A 15,581-nucleotide genomic window follows, 5' to 3' on the forward strand; every position below is an offset into this window, starting at 1 on the left:
GATAGAACAGGTTCTAGGAGAAGGGAATGGGGGTGGAGGGGGGAGGGGTGGAGAGGCGTTGGTTCTCGGTGTGTTGGGGGCCCTCCCCCTCCCCCTCCCCCCCTCCCTCCCCACCCCCCGATTCGGCCCGGGCAGCCCTCAGCGGTCGAAGTCCAGCTCCACCTGCTCCGTCAGCGGATGCGACTGGCAGGCCAGCACATACCCGGCTCCCGTCTCCTCCGACTCCAGGGCGAAGTTGCGGTCCATGCGGACCTCGCCGGAGACCAGGAAGGCGCGGCAGGTACCGCACACTCCGCCCTTGCAGGCGTAGGGCGCGTCGGGCCGGTTGCGCAGGACCGTCTCCAGCAGCGTCTCGCCGTCGCGCACCGGCCAGGTGCCGCCGCGTCCGTCCAGCCGGGCGGTGACCGTGCTGTGCGCGGGGGACTGGGCGGAAGCGGCCGGGGGCGAGCCCGCGTCCACGTGGAAGATCTCCTGGTGGATCCGGGAGCGGTCCACGGACAGCTTGCGCAGCGCCTGCTCCGCGCCCTGCACCAGCCCGTACGGCCCGCACAGGAACCACCCCGCGACCTGCTCGACCGGCAGCAGCACGGGAAGCAGTGCGGTCAGCCGCTCCCGGTCGAGCCGGCCGGACGGCAGGCCCGCCTGCTGCTCCTCCCGGGAGAGCACGGTCACCAGCTGGAACCGCTCGGGATAGCGGTCCTTCAGGTCGGCGACCTCCTCCAGGAACATCGTCGAAGCGGCCGTACGGTCACCGCGTATCAGACAGAACCGGGCCTCCGGCTCGCGTGCCAGCAGTGTGGTGACGATGGACAGCACCGGGGTGATGCCGCTGCCGCCGACGATCGCCGCGTACAGTCCCGGCGCCGGGTCCAGGGTGAAGCGGCCGGCCGGGGTCATCACGTCCAGCTCGTCGCCGGCGTTGATCTCCTTCAGCGCGTAGGCGGAGAAGGCGCCGCCCTCCACGAGCCGTACGCCGACCCGCAGCGTGTCCGGGCCCGGGCCGGCCGGGTCGGGGGCGGGGGAGCAGATGGAGTAGGTGCGCCGGATCTCCGTGCCGTCGACTCTGCGGCGCAGCGCCAGGTGCTGGCCGGGTGCGTGCCGGAACTCCGCGCGCAGGGCGGGCGGGACGGTGAGGGTGAGGGCGACGGCGTCGTCGGTGATCCGGTCGACCGCGGCCACCTGGAGCGGGTGGAAGCGCGCCATCACAACTCCTTGAAGTGGTCGAACGGTTCACGGCATGCCAGGCAGCGGCGCAGCGCCTTGCAGGCCGTGGAGGAGAACCTGCTCAGCATCTCCGTGTCGGCCGAGCCGCAGTGCGGGCAGCGGACGGGGTCCGGGTCGGCCGCGGCGTGCGTCGCGCTCGTGCGGGTCGGGCCGAGGGGCAGGGGCACCGGGCCGGAGCCGTCGCGTACGCGGGGAGGAGCTATGCCGAACTCCCGGAGTTTGCGGCGGCCCTCAGGGGTGATGTCGTCGGTGGACCAGGCGGGTGCGAGGACCGTGCGGACGGTGACCTCGCGCATGCCGTGGGCGCGCAGGACCCGTTCGATGTCGAGGGACATCGCCTCGATGGCGGGGCAGCCGGTGTAGGTGGGGGTCAGGTCGACGTCGACCGTGTCGGTGCCCTGGACGTGCACCGCGCGCAGGACGCCCAGTTCCCGCAGGGTGAGCACGGGAAGTTCGGGGTCGGGCACCGCGCCGGCCAGCTCCAGCAGTTCCGCCTCCAGGGCGGTGGCGGTCACCATGTCGCCCCCGGGTGGCTGCGGTGCAGGTGTTGCATCTCGGCGAGCATCCGGCCGAACAGCTCGGTGTGCAGGCCCTGCCGGCCGGCGCCCGCCGACCAGGCGCCGGAGCGCGGTCCCTCGGGGACGGACAGGGTGGCACGGCGGAGGACGTCCTCGACGGACTCCCGCCAGTGCTCGTCCAGGCGGGTCCAGTCTGCGTCGAGGCCCTCCACCGGCTGGAACATCTCCCCGGTGAACTTCCACAGCGCCTCGCAGGCGTCGTGCATCCGCCTGTGGCTCTCCTCGGTGCCGTCGCCGAGGCGCAGGGTCCACTGCTCGGCGTGGTCGCGGTGGTAGGCGACCTCCTTCACCGCCTTCGCGGCCAGGGGGGCGAAGGGGCCGTCGGCTGCGGCCAGTTCGGCGTAGAGCAGATGCTGGTAGGTGGAGAAGTACAGCTGGCGGGCGATGGTGTGGGCGAAGTCGCCGCCCGGCTGCTCCACCAGCTGGAGGTTACGGAAGGAGCGTTCCTCGCGCAGGTAGGCCAGTTCGTCCTCGTCGCCGGCCAGCGAGAGCAGCACCCGGGCCTGGCCGAGCAGGTCCAGGGCGATGTTGGCGAGGGCGACCTCCTCCTCCAGGGCGGGGGCGTGGCCGGCCCACTCCCCCAGGCGGTGGGAGAGCACCAGGGCGTCGTCGCCGAGGGCGAGCGCGGCGGTCACGGGGACGGTGGCGGGGCCGGTGGCGGTCACAGGTGCTTCACCCCGTCCGGGATGTCGTAGAAGGTCGGGTGGCGGTAGGGCTTGTCGGCGGCCGGCTCGAAGAACGGGTCCTTCTCGTCCGGGGAGGAGGCGGTGATCGCGGCGGCCGGGACGACCCAGATCGAGACTCCTTCACCGCGCCGGGTGTACAGGTCGCGGGCGTTGCGCAGGGCCAGCTCGGCGTCGGGCGCGTGCAGGCTGCCGGCGTGGGTGTGGGAGAGGCCGCGCCGGGAGCGCACGAAGACCTCCCACAGGGGCCAGTCGGTGGTGCTCATGCTCGCTCCGCTTCTGTCTCGTGAGCCGTCTCTCGAGCCGTCTCGTGACCTGTCCGGTGTCCGGCCGTCTGGGGTCCGGTGGTTCGGGTGCTGTCGGTGTGGCCGGTGTGGCCGGTGTGCTTGGCGGCGTAGGCCGCGGCTGCTTCCCTGACCCACGCTCCCTCGTCGTGGGCGCGGCGGCGCTGGGTGATGCGCTGTTCGTTGCAGGGGCCGTTGCCCTTGAGGACCTCCCAGAACTCCGTCCAGTCGATCGGGCCGAAGTCGTAGTGCCCCCGCTCCTCGTTCCAGCGCAGGTCCGGGTCGGGGAGGGTGAGGTCCAGGGACTCGGCCTGGGGGACGCAGATGTCGACGAAGCGCTGGCGCAGCTCGTCGTTGGAGTGGCGCTTGATCTTCCATTCCATCGACTGAGCGGAGTGCTGCGAGGCGTCGTCGGGCGGGCCGAACATCATGAGTGAGGGCCACCACCAGCGGTTCACCGCGTCCTGGGCCATCGTGTGCTGCTCCGGGGTGCCCTTGCTGAGGGCCAGCAGCAGTTCGTAGCCCTGGCGCTGGTGGAAGGACTCCTCCTTGCAGATCCGCACCATGGCGCGGGCGTAGGGGCCGTAGGAGCAGCGGCACAGCGGGACCTGGTTGGTGATCGCGGCGCCGTCCACCAGCCAGCCGATCGCGCCGACGTCGGCCCAGGTCAGGGTCGGGTAGTTGAAGATCGAGGAGTACTTCTGGCGGCCGCTGTGGAGTTTGTCGAGCAGTTCTTCGCGGCTGGTGCCGAGGGTTTCGGCCGCGCTGTACAGGTAGAGCCCGTGGCCGGCCTCGTCCTGGACCTTGGCCATGAGGATCGCCTTGCGGCGCAGGCTGGGGGCGCGGGTGATCCAGTTCGCCTCCGGCTGCATGCCGATGATCTCGGAGTGCGCGTGCTGGGCGATCTGCCGGACCAGGGTCGCGCGGTAGGCGTCGGGCATCCAGTCGCGTGGTTCGACGCGCTCGTCGGCGGCCACGGCCGCGTCGAAAGCGCGCTGGTAGGCCGTCGTGTCGACGGTGTCCGGCGTGCCGTCCGGCTCCGTGCGGGCCGTGCGCTGCGCGGCTGGTGTGGCCATTGCGGTCCCCCTGACCTCGGGTTCTGCGGCGGAGACTGTCCCGACCGATCGTTCGGTCCGTGTGATGTCAATGGTGTGCCGGGGCGCTGTGGAGTGTCAACCGCTGTGGAAAACTCCGGTGGGCGGCCTGTGGACAACCGGAGCGGAGGCGGGTACGGCCGGGGTCCGGTGCTGTACGGCGTGGCGAGGACCACGGGGCCGGGCCCGTACCCGGGGCTGCGCTCGGCGGCCGGGTCTGAGTACCGTTCCGTGCGGACGTCGCACCGTGGTGTGCGGGAACCGTGGGGCACCCGGGACGGGCGCCGCACACCTGAGCCGACCGCGGGGCCGGCCGACTGAACCGAGATGACCGAGCCGAGACGGGGGACGGGACGGAATGGACGCGTACGACGAGGACCCGGGGGCCGAGCCAGGCCCCGACGGGTCGACCGGGGCGCGTCTCCCGGCCGAACCTCCGGCCGGCACCGGCACCTGCATCGACACCGCGGCCGTAGATGCCAGAGGGACTGGCCCCGGCGGCAGTGAGCCGGGACGTGGCGCCTCGGGATCCGGCGACTCCAGCCCCGATGACGCGGGCCACAGCGACGCAGGACGTGGCGAGACGGGCCGGGCGGCTGGTCCTGGCTGGGCGGCCCGGCCTGGTCGGGCAGACGGGCCGGGCCCGTCGAGCGGGTCCGGCCGGGCGGAGGAGGCGGGCCCGGTGGCCGAGCCGGGAGCCGAGACCGAGGAGGCCGAGGCGGGGCCGGCCGCTGGGGTCGGCGTTGCCGCCGTGCCGCCCGCCGCGCCCGGTACCGGTGTGGCCGCTCTCTCCCCCCGCTACCAGATCGCCGCGGCACTCGCCCTCGCCGCGGTCGCCGTGGCCGCCGGTGTGCATGTGCTGATGGTGTTCCTCAGCCTCGCCCCCGCGAACACCGTGACGAAGCAGCACGGCAAGGCCGTCGAGGAGTGGGTGTACCCCGAGTTCGAGCAGAACTGGAAGCTGTTCGCCCCGAACCCGTTGCAGCAGAACATCGCCGTCCAGGTGCGTGCCGAGGTGCGGACGAAGGGCGGTGAGCTGCGGACCACCGGGTGGACCGATCTGTCCGCCGAGGACGGCGCTGCCATCGACGGCAACCTGGCGCCCAGCCACACCGAGCAGAACGAGCTGCGCCGGGCGTGGGACTTCTTCACGGCCACGCACGGCACCGACAACCGGCCCGTCGGCATGCGCGGCTCCCTCTCCGAGGAGTACCTGCGCCGGATCGTGGTGATGCGCCTGTACCGGAACGAGCCGCCCGACCGGCTGGGCGTCATCCAGCAGGTGCAGATCCGTTCCCGCACCACCAATGTGCAGCCGCCGAAGTGGAGCCCCGAGCGCGTGTCCGACCAGCCCGTCTACCGTCTGCTGCCCTGGTGGACCGTGACCGCAGACGAGGCCGCCGGGGGTGTGCGGTGAACGGTTCTTCCTCCCTGACCCGTCTCTCCCTGACCCTTTCGCGCGGGATCGCCCGGGTGACCGGGGCGGCGCTCGGGCCGTACCAGAGCGCCGTGATCCGGATAGGGTTCGCGGGGACCTGGCTGCTGTTCCTGCTGCGGGAGTTCCCGCACCGCCAGGAGCTGTACGGCCCGGCCGGACCGTGGAGCTGGAGCCTCGCCAAGGAGCTGACGGCCGACAACCGCGCCTTCACCGCCCTGATGTGGACCGATGGGCAGCTCTGGTTCGAGTGCTTCTACGTGCTGGCGGTCCTCGCGAGCGTCGCGCTGCTGCTCGGCTGGCGCACCCGGACGGCGTCCGTGCTGTTCATGGTGGGCGTGCTGTCGCTCCAGAACCGCAGTGTCTTCGTCGGCGACGGCGGGGACAACGTCCTGCACCTGATGTCGATCTACCTGGTGTTCACGCGCTGCGGACAGGTGTGGTCGCTGGACGCGCGGCGGGCGGAGCGCGCCGAGGCGGCACGCGCGCGTGGGGAGCGGCTTCCCGCCGACCGGCTGGGGCCGGCCCTGTGGGCCGTGCTCGGCCTGGCGCTCGTCCTCGTGACGGTCACCGGCCGGTTCGACAACGGCTGGCTGATCCCCGCCCTGCTGTGGACGGTCCTGGCAGGGCTCGGCCTGTGGTGGGCCGTCGGTCGCTGGGCGACGGCCCGGGACCCGAAGATCCTGCTGGACGTCGTCGCCAACATCCTGCACAACGGCGCTCTTGCCGTGATCATGGCGGAGGCGTGCCTGATCTACGCGACGGCCGGCTGGTACAAGATCCAGGGCTCGCGCTGGCAGGACGGCACCGCCGTCTACTACCCGCTCCACCTGGACTACTTCTCGCCCTGGCCGGGCCTCGCCAACCTGATGTCCTCCAGCGGCACGATCATGATGATCGCCGCCTACGGGACGGTCATGGTGCAGGTCGCCTTCCCGTTCACCCTGTTCAACCGGCGGGTCAAGAACGTCCTGCTGGTCGCGATGATGGTCGAGCACGCGGTGATCGCGGTCGTCCTCGGCCTGCCGTTCTTCTCGCTGGCGATGATCACCGCCGACGCGGTCTTCCTGCCGACGTCCTTCCTGCGCCGGCTGGGCGCACTGGTGGCACGCGTGCGTGCGCGGATCGCCGGGCGCGGGGAGCGTACGGTGCCCGCACCGCGCTCTTCGCCGGGGCAGGAGCAGCCGGAGGGGGCGGAGCAGGACGCTCCGGGCGCGGTGGGCGCCGCGTAGGGTTCACGGCATGACCGACCCGCTGACCCGCTGGCGCGCGCACGCCGGCAGCGCCGTGCTGCTCGACGGCTTCCACGCCCTGAAGCACGCGGTGCGCTTCGGGGCGGAGGTGCCGGTGGCGGTCACCACCGACCGGGCGGCCGCGCTCGCCCTGGCCGAGGAACTGGCCGGGGACGTGCGGGCCGCGCTGGACGCCCTGCTCACCGAGGTGCCGGCGCCGACGTACGCCTCGCTCGTGCCGCGGCCCCACCCGACCGGGGTGGCCGCGCTGGCCGTACGGCCGTCCCGTGAGGCCAATCTGCGGGCGCTCGCCCGCACCCCGCGCACCGCGCCGGTCGTGGTCCTGGACAACCCGAGGAACCTGGGCAACGCCGGGGCCGTGATCCGGCTCGCCGCCGGTTTCGGGGCGACCGGGGTGGTCACCACGGGCACGCTCGACCCGTGGCACCCCACCGTCGTGCGCGGCGGCGCAGGGCTGCACTTCGCGACCGCCGTGGAGCGCCTCGGGGTCGAGGAGCTGCCCGCCGGGCCGCTGTTCGCCCTCGACCCCGAGGGCGAGGACATCCGGGGCACCACGCTGCCCGACGACGCCGTGCTGGCGTTCGGCTCGGAGCGCAGCGGGCTGTCGGCCGAGCTGCGCGCGCGTGCCGACCACCTGCTGGCGCTGCCGATGCGCCCCCAGGTCTCCAGCTACAACCTGGCCACCAGCGTGGCGATGACGCTGTACCACTGGAGCGTCACCGGGGGCGCGCCCTCGGCTTCTCAGGCCGCTGTCCGGGCCCCTTCCTAGGCCTCCCGGCGCACCTCGACGACCCGGAACCGGTTCGCCACGAACGCTCCGTCGCACAGCGCGGCGTTGGCCGCCGGGTTGCCGCCCGAGCCGTGGAAGTCGGAGAAGGCGGCCGTCTGGTTCACGTAGACCCCGCCGGTCAGGTTGAGCGACAGCTGGGCCGCCTCCTCCAGGCAGACCTCCTCGACGGCCCGCTCGGCCTCGGAGTCGGTGGTGTAGGCGCCGACGGTCATCGCGCCCTTCTCACGGACCGTGCGGCGCAGCAGCTCCACCGCGTCGGCCGTCGAGTCGACCGCGACGGCGAAGGAGACGGGGCCGAAGCACTCGCTCATGTAGGCGGCCTGGTCGTCCGCCCCCTCCCAGTACTTCCGCGCGCCGTCCAGCTTGACGATGACAGGGGTGCGCACGACCGCGTCCGGGAAGTCCGGGTGGGTGATCTCCCGGGAGGCGAGGACGACTTCGCCGAGGCCGGCCGCGGCTTCCAGGCGGGCCTTGACGTCCGGGTTGACGATCGCGCCGAGCAGGGCGTTCGCGCGCGCGTCGTCGCCGAGGAGGCCGTCGACCGCGCGGGCGAGGTCCGCGGTGACCTCGTCGAAGGTCTTGGAGCCCTGGTCGGTTCGGATGCCGTCCCGGGGAACGAGCAGGTTCTGCGGGGTGGTGCACATCTGGCCGCTGTACAGGGACAGCGAGAACGCCAGGTTGGACAGCATGCCCTTGTAGTCGTCCGTGGAGTGCACCAGCACCGTGTTGACGCCGGCCTTCTCCGTGTAGACCTGCGCCTGGCGGGCGTTGGCCTCCAGCCAGTCGCCGAAGGCCGTCGACCCGGTGTAGTCGATGATCCGGATCTCGGGGCGGGTGGCCAAGGGCTTGGCGATGCCCTCGCCGGGGCGCTCGGCGGCCAGCGCCACCAGGTTCGGGTCGAAGCCGGCCTCGGTGAGGACCTGGCGCGCGACCTGCACGGTCAGCGCGAGCGGCAGCACCGCGCGCGGGTGGGGCTTGACCAGGACCGCGTTGCCGGTGGCGAGGGAGGCGAACAGGCCCGGGTAGCCGTTCCAGGTCGGGAAGGTGTTGCAGCCGATGAGCAGGGCGATGCCGCGCGGGACCGGGGTGAACTGCTTGGTGAGGGTCAGCGGGTCGCGCTTGCCCTGGGGCTTGGTCCACTCGGCCGTCTCCGGCGTGCGGACCTGCTCCGCGTAGGCGTACGCCACCGCCTCCAGGCCGCGGTCCTGGGCGTGCGGGCCGCCCGCCTGGAACGCCATCATGAAGGCCTGGCCGCTGGTGTGCATGACGGCGTGCGCGAACTCGTGGGTCCGGTCACTGATGCGCTTGAGGATCTCCAGGCAGACCACCGCGCGCGTCTCCGCGCCCGCGTCCCGCCAGGCGCGCTGCCCGGCCTTCATCGCGGGCAGCAGCACGTCCACGTCCGCGTGCGGGTACTCCACGCCCAGCTCGATGCCGTAGGGGGACACCTCGCCGCCCGTCCAGTCGTCCGTGCCGGGCTGGCCGAGGTCCAGGCGGGTGTTCAGCACGGCGTCGAAGGCGGCCTTGCCCGCCTCCGCGTCCAGGCTGCCGTTCGCGCCGTAGGCCTTGGGGTGCTCGGGGTGCGGGGACCAGTACGCGCGCGTACGGATCGCTTCCAGCGCCTGGTCCAGGGTGGGCCGGTGCTTCGCGATCAGCTCGGGCGCGGTCAGTTCGGCGGCCATGCGGGACCAACTCCTCGTCTGGGGAACTCTCCGTCGAGTTCACGGCCTGGCAGAAAGAGCAGCGGGATGGGATCGTCAGAGCTAGAGTAACCGAACGATCGGTCGGGACAAGGGGGACCGCCGCATCTGTGGAAAACCCCGTGCGGGAGGATCGCGCACATGACAGCACTCGACCTCAGCAGCCCCGTGGCCGTCGTCGGCACCGGCACCATGGGCCAGGGCATCGCCCAGGTCGCGTTGGTCGCCGGCCACCCCGTGCGGCTGTACGACGCCGTCGCCGGACGGGCCCGGGACGCGGCCGAAGCGATCGGCGCCCGGCTCGACCGGCTCGTGGAGAAGGGCAGGCTCGGCGCCGCCGACCGGGACGCGGCCCGCGGCCGGCTGAAGCCGGTGGACGACCTCGCCGGGCTGGCCGACTGCGGACTGGTCGTCGAGGCCGTCCTGGAGCGGCTGGACGTCAAACAGCAGCTCTTCGGCGAGCTGGAGGACATCGTCGCCGAGGACTGCCTGCTCGCCACCAACACCTCCTCGCTGTCGGTGACGGCGATCGGCGGCGCCCTGTGCCATCCCGGCCGCTTCGTGGGCCTGCACTTCTTCAACCCGGCCCCGCTGCTGCCCCTGGTCGAGGTCGTCTCCGGGTTCGCCACCGACGTCACGTCGGCCACGCGCGCGTACGAGACCGCCCGCGCCTGGGGCAAGACCCCGGTGGCCTGCGCGGACACCCCGGGCTTCATCGTCAACCGGATCGCCCGGCCGTTCTACGCCGAGGCGTTCGCCGTCTACGAGGCCCAGGCGGCCGACCCGGCCACCATCGACGCGGTGCTGCGCGGCTCCGGCGGCTTCAAGATGGGCGCCTTCGAGCTGACCGACCTGATCGGGCAGGACGTCAACGAGTCAGTGACGCACTCGGTCTGGCAGGCCTTCTTCCAGGACGTGCGCTTCACGCCCTCCCTGGCGCAGCGCCGGCTGGTGGAGTCCGGACGCCTGGGCCGCAAGAGCGGGCACGGCTGGTACGACTACGCCGAGGACGCCGAGCCGGCCGAGCCGCACACCGCCGACGAGGAGCGGCCGCCCGCGTACGTCATCGCCGAGGGCGACCTCGGCCCCGCCGCGGGTCTGCTCGCGCTCATCCGCGAGGCGGGCATCCAGGTCCGCGAGGAGGACGAGGACAACGGCACCCGCCTGGTGCTGCCCGGCGGCGGACAGCTGGTCCTCGCCGACGGGCAGACCTCCGTGGAGTTCCGGGACGTCGTCTACTTCGACCTCGCCCTCGACTACCGCACGGCCACCCGCATCGCCCTGTCCGCCGTCCACGACACCTCGCCGCAGACCCTCGCCGAGGCCACCGGCCTGTTCCAGGCGCTCGGCAAGGACGTCAGCGTCATCGGCGACGTCCCCGGCATGATCGTCGCGCGCACGGTCGCCCGGATCATCGACCTCGCCCATGACGCGGTCGCCAAGGGCGTGGCCACCGAGGAGGACATCGACACGGCCATGCGCCTCGGGGTCAACTACCCGCTCGGCCCGTTCGCGTGGGACCGCAAGCTCGGCCGCGACTTCGCCATCGACGTCCTGGACGAGATGCACGAGCGCGACCCGTCCGGACGCTACGCGCCCTCGCTCGCGCTCTACCGCCACGCATACGCCGTCGACAAGCGGGAGGGCGCCTCGTGACCACGGCCAGACGCGACACGTACACCCCGGAGACGCTCCTGTCCGTCGCCGTGCAGGTCTTCAACGAGCGCGGCTACGACGGCACCTCCATGGAGCACCTGTCCAAGGCGGCCGGCATCTCCAAGTCGTCGATATACCACCACGTCAGCGGCAAGGAGGAACTGCTGAGCCGGGCCGTCAGCCGGGCCCTGGACGGACTGTTCGCCATCCTCGACGAGGAGCACGCGCGCGTGGGGAGGCCCGTCGAGCGTCTGGAGCACGTCGTGCGCCGCATGGTCGAGGTGCTCATCGGCGAGCTGCCGTACGTGACGCTGCTGCTGCGCGTGCGCGGCAACACCGAGACCGAGCGGTGGGCGCTGGAGCGGCGGCGCGACTTCGACCACCAGGTCGCCGAGCTGCTGAAGGCCGCGGCCGCCGACGGTGACGTCCGCGGCGACGTGGAGGTCCGGCTGGCCACCCGGCTGGTCTTCGGCATGATCAACTCGATCGTGGAGTGGTACCGGCCGGACCCGCGCGGCGCCGGCGAGCGCGAGGTGGCCGACGCTGTCGCCCGGCTCGTCTTCTCGGGCCTGCGCAGCGCCTGAGAGCCGGCCGGGCCGCTACTCCTCCGGCTCCAGGTCCTCCTCCTCGAACACCAGCAGCGTGCGCGTGCTGAGCACCTCGGGGATCGCCTGGAGCCGGGTGAGGACCAGCTCGCGCAGCGCCCGGTTGTCGGGCGTGTGCACCAGCAGCAGGACGTCGAAGTCGCCGCCCACCAGAGCGATGTGCGAGGCGCCGGGCAGTTGTCTGAGCTGCTCGCGGACCGTGCGCCAGCTGTTCTGGACGATCTTCAGGGTCACGTACGCCGAGGTGCCGTGCCCCGCCCGCTCGTGGTCCACGCGCGCGCCGAACCCGCGGATCACCCCGTCCTCGACGAGCCGGTTGATCCGCGCGTACGCGTTGGCGCGCGAGACGTGGACGCGTTCGGCGACCGCACGTATCGAGGCGCGGCCGTCACCCTGGAGGATTTTCAGGATGTCCTGATCGATGGCGTCCAGCGGTCGCGGGGGCGGCAGCGGGATGCCGTCCTGCGGTCCCTCGGCCAATTGTTCAGCTGCCATGTCCCCCCGCTCCCTCGCCGTGGACGTCCTGCGTTCATTCCAGGCTGTGGAGAACCGTTTGTCCACAGCCTGAAGGTGCCTGTAGCCAAAATGTGCCGACGACCGAACAATCGGTAGGTGGGACGGGTCACCGTCGACCCGCCTCCCGTAGCCGCTCCCACGAGGAGGTGCCGTCATGACGGTCATGGAGCAGCGAGGCCGGTACCGGCCATCGCCGCCGCCCGCCTGGCAGCCCCGTATGGACCCCGCGCCGCTGCTGCCCGACGCCGAGCCCTACCGCGTCCTCGGCACCCGGTCGGCCGCCAAGGCCGACCCCGACCTGCTGCGCCGGCTCTACGCCCAGCTGGTCCGCGGCCGCCGCTACAACACCCAGGCCACCGCACTCACCAAGCAGGGCCGACTCGCCGTCTACCCCTCCAGCACCGGTCAGGAGGCCTGCCAGGTCGCCGCCGCGCTGGCCCTCCAGGAACGCGACTGGCTCTTCCCCAGCTACCGCGACACGCTCGCCGTCGTCGCGCGGGGCGTGGACCCCGTCGAGGCGCTCACGTTGCTGCGCGGTGACTGGCACTCCGGCTACGACCCCCACGCCCACCGCGTGGCCCCCCTGTCCACCCCGCTGGCCACCCAGCTGCCGCACGCCGTCGGCCTCGCGCACGCCGCCCGCCTCAAGGGTGACGACGTCGTCGCGCTCGCCCTGGTCGGCGACGGCGGCACCAGCGAGGGCGATTTCCACGAGGCGCTGAACTTCGCCGCCGTCTGGCAGGCACCGGTCGTCTTCCTCGTGCAGAACAACGGCTTCGCCATCTCCGTCCCGCTCGCCAAGCAGACCGCCGCGCCCTCCCTGGCCCACAAGGCCGTCGGGTACGGCATGCCGGGCCGGCTGGTCGACGGCAACGACGCGGCGGCCGTCCACGAGGTCCTCAGCGACGCCGTGCAGCACGCGCGTGCGGGCGGTGGACCCACCCTGGTGGAGGCGGTGACGTACCGCATCGACGCCCACACCAACGCCGACGACGCCAGCCGCTACCGCGGCGACACCGAGGTCGAGGCCTGGCGCGCGCACGACCCGATCGAGCTGCTGGAGGCGGAGCTGACCGCGCGGGGGCTGATCGACGAGGCCGGCAAGGAGGCCGCCCGGCAGGACGCCGAGGAGATGGCCGCCGCCCTGCGCGCCCGCATGAACCGCGATCCCGAACCGGACCCCATGGCCCTCTTCGACCACGTCTACGCCGAGACCACAGCCCAACTGCGGGAACAGCGCGCCCTGTTGCAGGCCGAGCTGGACGCCGAGCAGCAGCACGGCGAGCCGGAAGGCGGCGCCCGATGACCACCGTCGCCGTCAAGCCCGCCACCATGGCGCAGGCCCTCACGCGCGCGCTGCGCGACGCGATGGCCGCCGACCCCACCGTGCACGTCATGGGCGAGGACGTCGGCGCGCTCGGCGGGGTCTTCCGGGTCACCGACGGCCTCGCCAAGGAGTTCGGCGAGGACCGCTGCACCGACACCCCGCTGGCCGAGGCCGGCATCCTCGGCACCGCCGTCGGCATGGCCATGTACGGCCTGCGCCCGGTGGTGGAGATGCAGTTCGACGCCTTCGCCTACCCGGCGTTCGAGCAGTTGATCAGCCATGTGTCCCGGATGCGCAACCGCACGCGCGGCCGGATGCCCCTGCCGATCACCGTCCGCGTCCCCTACGGCGGCGGCATCGGCGGCGTCGAGCACCACAGTGACTCCTCCGAGGCCTACTACATGGCCACCCCGGGCCTGCACGTCGTCACGCCCGCGACCGTCGCCGACGCCTACGGGCTGCTGCGCCGGGCGATCGCCTCGGACGACCCGGTGGTCTTCCTGGAGCCCAAGCGGCTGTACTGGTCGAAGGACTCCTGGAACCCCGAGCACCCGACCGACGTGGAGCCCATCGGCCGCGCGGTGGTGCGCCGGCCGGGCCGCAGCGCCACCCTCGTCACCTACGGCCCCTCCCTGCCGGTCTGCCTGGAGGCCGCGGAGGCGGCCCGGGCCGAGGGCTGGGACCTGGAAGTGGTCGACCTGCGCTCGCTGGTGCCGTTCGACGACGAGACGGTCTGCGCGGCCGTCCGGCGCACCGGACGCGTGGTCGTCGTCCACGAGTCCACCGGGTTCGGCGGACCGGGCGGCGAGATCGCGGCCCGGATCACCGAGCGCTGCTTCCACCACCTGGAGGCGCCCGTGCTGCGCGTGGCCGGCTTCGACATCCCCTACCCGCCGCCCATGCTGGAGCGGCACCACCTGCCCGGCGTCGACCGCATCCTGGACGCCGTGGCCCGGCTGCAGTGGGAGGCCGAGGGCTGATGGCACAGGTGCTGGAGTTCAAGCTCCCCGACCTCGGCGAAGGACTCACCGAGGCGGAGATCGTCCGCTGGCTGGTCCAGGTCGGTGACGTCGTCGCCGTCGACCAGCCGGTCGTCGAGGTCGAGACGGCCAAGGCCATGGTGGAGGTGCCCTGCCCCTACGGCGGCGTGGTCACCGCCCGCTTCGGCGAGGAGGGCACCGAACTGCCCGTCGGCGCCCCGCTGCTGACGGTTGCGGTCGGCGAAGCGGCGCCGCACACCGAGCCCGAGGGATCCGGCAACGTCCTGGTCGGATACGGCACGTCGGAAGCACCCGCGCGACGCCGGAGGCTGCGGCCGGCGCCGATGGCGGCCGACGGCGCGAGCGCGAGGACCGCCGGAAGCGGCACACCCGTCCCGGACGCGGCGGCGGGACGGAACGGGACCCCGGCCTCCCTCGCCGCTGCCGCCGTGCCCGTGACCGCACTGCACGCCGAGGGCCCCGTGCCCGTGATCTCCCCGCTGGTGCGCAGGCTCGCCCGTGAGGGCGGCGTGGACCTGCGGCAGCTGGCGGGCTCCGGCCCGGACGGACTGATCCTGCGCGTGGACGTCGAGGGCGCCCTGCGGACCAGGACGGCCCAGGGCAGCGGCTGGGCCGAGGCGCCGGCCCCGGCGACACCCGCCGTCCCGGCCGCGCCCGCCCCCGCCTCCCCGGCCCCGCGCGCCGCAGAGGTCCGCGTCCCCCTCAAGGGGGTCCGCGGAGCCGTCGCCGACAAGCTCTCCCGCAGCCGCCGGGAGATCCCGGACGCCACCTGCTGGGTGGACGCGGACGCGACCGAGCTCATGCGCGCGCGTGCCGCGATGAACGCCGCCGGAAGCCCGAAGATCTCCGTGCTCGCGCTCCTCGCCCGGATCTGCACCGCCGCCCTCGCCCGCTTCCCCGAGCTGAACTCCTTCGTCGACACGGACGCCCGCGAGATCGTCCGGCTCGACCACGTCCACCTCGGGTTCGCCGCGCAGACCGACCGCGGGCTGGTCGTGCCGGTCGTCCGGGACGCCCACGCGCGCGACGCCGAAGCGCTGAGCGCCGAGTTCGCCCGGCTCACCGAGGCCGCCCGCACCGGCACCCTGACGCCCGGGGAACTCACGGGCGGGACCTTCACGTTGAACAACTACGGGGTCTTCGGCGTCGACGGCTCCACCCCGATCATCAACCACCCCGAGGCGGCCATGCTCGGCGTCGGCCGCATCGTCCCCAAACCCTGGGTGCACGAGGGCGAGCTGGCGGTCCGCCAGGTCGTCCAGCTCTCGCTCACCTTCGACCACCGGGTGTGCGACGGCGGCACGGCGGGCGGCTTCCTGCGGTACGTCGCGGACTGCGTGGAACAGCCGGCGGTGCTCCTGCGCACCCTGTGACACCCGCGGGGCCCGGCACAAGGTCCCCGCGGACGGCGCACACGAGCAGGCCCGGGCGGGAC

Annotated in this window: 15 protein-coding genes; 8 read left to right on the plus strand and 7 right to left on the minus strand. The window is 72.9% G+C overall.

Annotated elements, in window-relative coordinates:
• Positions 1 to 138: 138 nt before the first annotated feature.
• Genes ACZ4MF_RS05165 through paaA form a run of 5 tightly spaced genes read right to left on the minus strand, consistent with a single transcriptional unit; the run spans position 139 to position 3,845 of the window.
• Positions 139 to 1,203 (minus strand): 2Fe-2S iron-sulfur cluster-binding protein, encoded by a 1,065-nt coding sequence (locus ACZ4MF_RS05165; protein ID WP_467489915.1) that lies wholly within the window; start codon positions 1,201 to 1,203, stop codon positions 139 to 141.
• A complete protein-coding gene (gene paaD / locus ACZ4MF_RS05170) occupies positions 1,203 to 1,742 on the minus strand; it encodes a 1,2-phenylacetyl-CoA epoxidase subunit PaaD (RefSeq protein ID WP_467489917.1) in 540 nt (179 codons plus the stop codon). The genes ACZ4MF_RS05165 and paaD overlap by 1 nt, the downstream gene beginning before the upstream one ends.
• Positions 1,736 to 2,467 carry a 1,2-phenylacetyl-CoA epoxidase subunit PaaC gene (gene paaC, locus ACZ4MF_RS05175; protein WP_467489919.1) on the minus strand — a complete coding sequence of 244 codons (732 nt, stop codon included), beginning with the start codon at positions 2,465 to 2,467 and terminating at the stop codon, positions 1,736 to 1,738. The genes paaD and paaC overlap by 7 nt, the downstream gene beginning before the upstream one ends.
• Positions 2,464 to 2,751, minus strand: coding sequence for a 1,2-phenylacetyl-CoA epoxidase subunit PaaB (gene paaB, locus ACZ4MF_RS05180; RefSeq protein ID WP_467489921.1), 288 nt, complete (start codon positions 2,749 to 2,751; stop codon positions 2,464 to 2,466). Before paaB ends, paaC begins: the two co-directional genes overlap by 4 nt.
• On the minus strand, positions 2,748 to 3,845 hold the full coding sequence (gene paaA / locus ACZ4MF_RS05185) for a 1,2-phenylacetyl-CoA epoxidase subunit PaaA (RefSeq protein WP_467489923.1): 1,098 nt from the start codon (positions 3,843 to 3,845) through the stop codon (positions 2,748 to 2,750). The genes paaB and paaA overlap by 4 nt, the downstream gene beginning before the upstream one ends.
• A gap of 700 nt (positions 3,846 to 4,545) precedes the next feature.
• On the opposite strand from paaA, the gene ACZ4MF_RS05190 reads away from it, so the two are divergent.
• From ACZ4MF_RS05190 to ACZ4MF_RS05200, 3 genes are read left to right on the plus strand one after another with little or no spacing between them, the layout of a single operon-like run.
• Positions 4,546 to 5,280, plus strand: coding sequence for a DUF5819 family protein (locus ACZ4MF_RS05190; protein WP_467489925.1), 735 nt, complete (start codon positions 4,546 to 4,548; stop codon positions 5,278 to 5,280).
• Between the two features lie 14 nt (positions 5,281 to 5,294).
• Positions 5,295 to 6,530, plus strand: coding sequence for an HTTM domain-containing protein (locus tag ACZ4MF_RS05195; RefSeq protein ID WP_467490653.1), 1,236 nt, complete (start codon positions 5,295 to 5,297; stop codon positions 6,528 to 6,530).
• Between the two features lie 10 nt (positions 6,531 to 6,540).
• Positions 6,541 to 7,320 carry a TrmH family RNA methyltransferase gene (locus ACZ4MF_RS05200; protein WP_467489927.1) on the plus strand — a complete coding sequence of 260 codons (780 nt, stop codon included), beginning with the start codon at positions 6,541 to 6,543 and terminating at the stop codon, positions 7,318 to 7,320.
• On the opposite strand, the gene paaN is transcribed toward ACZ4MF_RS05200, so the two are convergent.
• The gene (paaN, locus tag ACZ4MF_RS05205; protein WP_467489929.1) at positions 7,317 to 9,023 is read right to left on the minus strand and encodes a phenylacetic acid degradation protein PaaN; all 1,707 of its coding nucleotides are present in this window, start codon (positions 9,021 to 9,023) and stop codon (positions 7,317 to 7,319) included. The genes ACZ4MF_RS05200 and paaN overlap by 4 nt on opposite strands.
• A 159-nt stretch (positions 9,024 to 9,182) precedes the next feature.
• Between paaN and ACZ4MF_RS05210 the strand changes: the two genes are divergently transcribed.
• Together ACZ4MF_RS05210 and ACZ4MF_RS05215 are read left to right on the plus strand one after the other, a co-directional pair.
• Positions 9,183 to 10,697 (plus strand): 3-hydroxyacyl-CoA dehydrogenase, encoded by a 1,515-nt coding sequence (locus ACZ4MF_RS05210; protein WP_467489931.1) that lies wholly within the window; start codon positions 9,183 to 9,185, stop codon positions 10,695 to 10,697.
• The gene (locus tag ACZ4MF_RS05215) at positions 10,694 to 11,281 is read left to right on the plus strand and encodes a TetR/AcrR family transcriptional regulator (RefSeq protein WP_467489933.1); all 588 of its coding nucleotides are present in this window, start codon (positions 10,694 to 10,696) and stop codon (positions 11,279 to 11,281) included. Before ACZ4MF_RS05210 ends, ACZ4MF_RS05215 begins: the two co-directional genes overlap by 4 nt.
• Positions 11,282 to 11,296: 15 nt before the next feature.
• On the opposite strand, the gene ACZ4MF_RS05220 is transcribed toward ACZ4MF_RS05215, so the two are convergent.
• Positions 11,297 to 11,797 (minus strand): Lrp/AsnC family transcriptional regulator, encoded by a 501-nt coding sequence (locus ACZ4MF_RS05220; RefSeq protein ID WP_467489935.1) that lies wholly within the window; start codon positions 11,795 to 11,797, stop codon positions 11,297 to 11,299.
• Between the two features lie 175 nt (positions 11,798 to 11,972).
• On the opposite strand from ACZ4MF_RS05220, the gene pdhA reads away from it, so the two are divergent.
• Genes pdhA through ACZ4MF_RS05235 form a run of 3 tightly spaced genes read left to right on the plus strand, consistent with a single transcriptional unit; the run spans position 11,973 to position 15,519 of the window.
• On the plus strand, positions 11,973 to 13,124 hold the full coding sequence (gene pdhA, locus ACZ4MF_RS05225; protein ID WP_467489937.1) for a pyruvate dehydrogenase (acetyl-transferring) E1 component subunit alpha: 1,152 nt from the start codon (positions 11,973 to 11,975) through the stop codon (positions 13,122 to 13,124).
• Positions 13,121 to 14,125, plus strand: coding sequence for an alpha-ketoacid dehydrogenase subunit beta (locus tag ACZ4MF_RS05230; RefSeq protein ID WP_356025983.1), 1,005 nt, complete (start codon positions 13,121 to 13,123; stop codon positions 14,123 to 14,125). The genes pdhA and ACZ4MF_RS05230 overlap by 4 nt, the downstream gene beginning before the upstream one ends.
• Positions 14,125 to 15,519, plus strand: coding sequence for a dihydrolipoamide acetyltransferase family protein (locus ACZ4MF_RS05235; protein ID WP_467489939.1), 1,395 nt, complete (start codon positions 14,125 to 14,127; stop codon positions 15,517 to 15,519). Before ACZ4MF_RS05230 ends, ACZ4MF_RS05235 begins: the two co-directional genes overlap by 1 nt.
• The last annotated feature ends 62 nt before the right edge of the window (positions 15,520 to 15,581 follow it).

The sequence above is a fragment of the Streptomyces sp. NPDC025793 genome (assembly GCF_055558375.1).